Here is a 3,357-nt window from a genome sequence, read left to right on the forward strand (position 1 = left end):
GGCCCAGGTGCAGTTCGCCCAGCTCAAGGCGGGCCTCGCCCTCTCCGCCGCCAACTTCGGCCTCTATACCCTCTGACATCCGCCCGAGCGGCGCCCAACCCGCACGCCATCGCAAAAGCCGGCCCCACACAAGGGCCGGCTTTCTCGCGTGGCGAGGCGGAGCGTGACCCTGAGGCTGAAGGACAAGGATTTCCGGCTTCTCACCCGGACCCGGTCGGGCTTCAGCCCCGACCCAGCTCGCCGCCCGTCTGTTCGAGCCGGCGCGGCATTGCCGAAGGCCTCCTGCGACGGCACCGCCTTCCGCCTCATCGGCGCCGCCGATCTCTGCGATGGAGCCGATGCGGACAAGGGCGACCTCGCCGACCAGAGCGTGGTCCGCCAAGCCCACATGGAAGCCGCCATCGACAAGATCCGCGACAAGTTCGGCGCCGGCACTGTGCAGAAGGGAATCATGCTGCGGAAGACGTAGGGCACTATCCGTCTGTAGAGTAGGCAGAGCGCTTTAAGCCTCCAACCATAGCAAGCGACAGGACTTTAGTCAGAGAAATTACTCTTACCCTCTTCGTCCTGAGAGTTATCTGAACCTCGAAAATCTGCACGCTATTACCCAACAAAAAGGGTTGTCCTTTCAGGATATCGGACCTCCCATACCAGCTACCGGTACGAGAAAAGGCAAAGGGCAATATCGTGTTCAGACCGTTTACACTCGAAGAAGAGATGAACAGCTTCTTCCGTGGATCTGTTGGCTATGGCGGTGCTCAAGCCGGGACCGGCATTGGAGGCGTGGACGGCGCAGGTGTGATCACGGTCAATTCACGTGGCGGAGTTGTCACAGGTAATGGTGTAGATTTTTACTACGTTCAGCCCGATGGTACGGTTTTAACAACAGCTGCTGCCGAAGGGCGTACTGTCGAAATATGGGTTGCACCAGACGGAAGCAAGGCTCTTTCGATTGAATTGCCTGATATTGGCATGAGAATACTTGCATCAATTACTTCAGATGGAACACTTCGTTATACGATGACGAGTCTGGGAACTGTTGATGGCAAGATTCCTTATGAAGGGACTTTGACAAAATTTCCGGACGGTCGAACAACCTTTACTATGCACGATGGCATAAAGGGATTAGTCACCGCAGATGAATTCGACAAAGACGGCAAAATTACCCGGCATACGGAAGTATATGACAGTGGTCTCAAGAAAGAGGCACGCGTTTTAGGCAATGGTCATATTGAAGCGCGGTGGAGTTATCCCTCTGGATTTTTTGACGACAACATAGCCCCTGACATCAGCGGATGGGCCGAGGGAATAGATCTCAGCAAACGCATATCGGGAGGAGAACTCACTGCAATAGAATCCGCAACTCAACAGCTTAAAGAGATCGAAGCCCCAGGGCTGCGCACAACGGTAGCCGGTATTTATAAATACTCCGACGGCCGGACGGAAACAATTACCAAAGAATACATGATTTTGTTCCATAATGGCCGATTTGTCCCCAGCCTACCGATGCCGACTGAAGTGTTGATTAAAGGGGTCGGACTTCTCCATAACCTGATTGATCTGATGACGAGCCCCGGGTCTGAGGGGCAACTCGTTCAAAAGCAGGGCATGGTAGAGTTTCGCTACGGTTCACAGGTGTCGTGCATCAACGCGTGGGTCGGTACGAACGAAAAGGATGTCATCAAAGGTAATGGAATCATCGCTGGAGGCGGCGGCGATGATCTACTGTCTGGCTCGTCTCAGGGTGATCTGCTGTATGGCGGAGATGGCTCCGACATCCTCAGCGGTGGCCTTGGTAGCGATATGCTTCATGGCGGTGAAGGATTTGACTATGTCAGTCACGCCTACGTCTCGACTGGAATTAAAGTCAGCTTAGGAACCCCGTCTGAGAACACGGGCGAGGCGGCGGGCGATGTCTATGACGGCATCGAGGGTCTGATCGGTTCGGCCTATGCCGACACGCTCACCGGCAACGAGGCCCACAACGAGCTTTTGGGCAATGCCGGCAACGACACCCTGGCGGGCCTGGACGGCAGCGATACGCTTGTTGGCGGAGCCGGCCAGGATCTGCTGCAGGGCGGCGACGGTGCGGACCATCTCGACGGTGGCGACGGCTCTGACACGCTGGTTGGCGGTGCGGGCGATGACGTGCTGCGGGGCGGCGACGGGGTCGACTGGGTGTCGTACGCCGATGCCGTGGGCGGGGTGAACGTGAGCCTTTCGGACGGGCGCGGCTCTGCCGGCAGCCTGTCGGGCGGCGGCACCGAGGCGGCGGGCGATGTCTATGACGGCATCGAGAACGTCGAGGGCTCGGCCGGCTCGGACCTGCTCGCCGGCAATGCGGGCGCCAACCACCTGCGCGGGCTCGGGTCCGACGACAACCTGCAGGGCGGGGCCGGCGCCGACACCCTCGACGGCGGCGCCGGCTTCAACTGGGCCTCCTATGCCAACGCCAGGGCGGGCGTGACCGCGAGCCTGATCAACCCGGCGGCCAATACCGGCGATGCGGCCGGCGACGTCTACATCGCGATCGCCGCGCTCGAGGGCTCCGATTACGACGACCGCCTGACCGGCCTCCACAGCGGCTCGCTTTTGTCGGGACGCTGGGGCAACGACACCTTGCAGGGCGGCAACGGCGCCGATGCGCTCTATGGCGGCGGCGGCGCCGACGTGCTTTGGGCCGGGGCGGGTGACGACAAGCTCTACGGCAGCGACGGCGACGACTGGTTCGCCGGAGAAGGCGGCCACGACCTGATCGCCGGCGAGGCCGGCAACGACGGCGTCTGCGCCGGCGACGGCGCCGACACGGTCTATGGCGGCGCGGGCGACGACATCGTCTACGGCGAGGCCGGCAACGACACGCTCTGGGGCGGCGCCGGCCAGGACCGGCTCTATGGCGGGGCCGGCGACGACTGGGTTGCCGGCGAGGCCGGCCACGACGCGATCTGGGGCGAGGCCGGCAATGACGGCGTCTGCGCCGGCGACGGCAACGACAGCGTCTATGGCGGCGACGGCGCGGACACGCTCTACGGCGAGGCCGGCGACGACGTGCTGCGCGGCGGGGCCGGGGCGGATTATCTCTCCGGCGGCGCGGGCGCGGACTGGGTCTCGTATGCCGATGCGGCGGGCGGGGTGAATGTCAGCCTGGCCGACGGGCGCGGCTATTACGGCAGCCTCGGCGGTGGTGGCGCGGATGCGGCCGGCGACACCTACGAGGGCATCGAGAACGTCGAGGGCTCGAACGGCTCCGACGTGCTCGCCGGCAATGCGGGCGCCAACTGGCTCAAGGGCCTCGGCGCCGACGACATCCTGCAGGGCGGGGCCGGCGGTGACACGCTCGAGGGCGGGGCGGGCTTC

At 62.5% G+C, this 3,357-nt stretch carries 2 protein-coding genes; both read left to right on the forward strand.

The window, feature by feature from the left end; genetic code table 11:
• Positions 1–163 precede the first annotated feature (163 nt).
• Positions 164–469: a hypothetical protein gene (locus L879_RS22260; protein WP_154664263.1), complete on the forward strand. Its 306-nt coding sequence runs from the start codon at positions 164–166 to the stop codon at positions 467–469.
• 1,139 nt (positions 470–1,608) lie between these two features.
• The coding region (locus L879_RS23400; RefSeq protein WP_161634683.1) for a calcium-binding protein at positions 1,609–3,357 on the forward strand (1,749 nt) is incomplete at its 3' end.

This window comes from Microvirga flocculans ATCC BAA-817 (assembly GCF_000518665.1).
GTDB lineage: Bacteria > Pseudomonadota > Alphaproteobacteria > Rhizobiales > Beijerinckiaceae > Microvirga > Microvirga flocculans.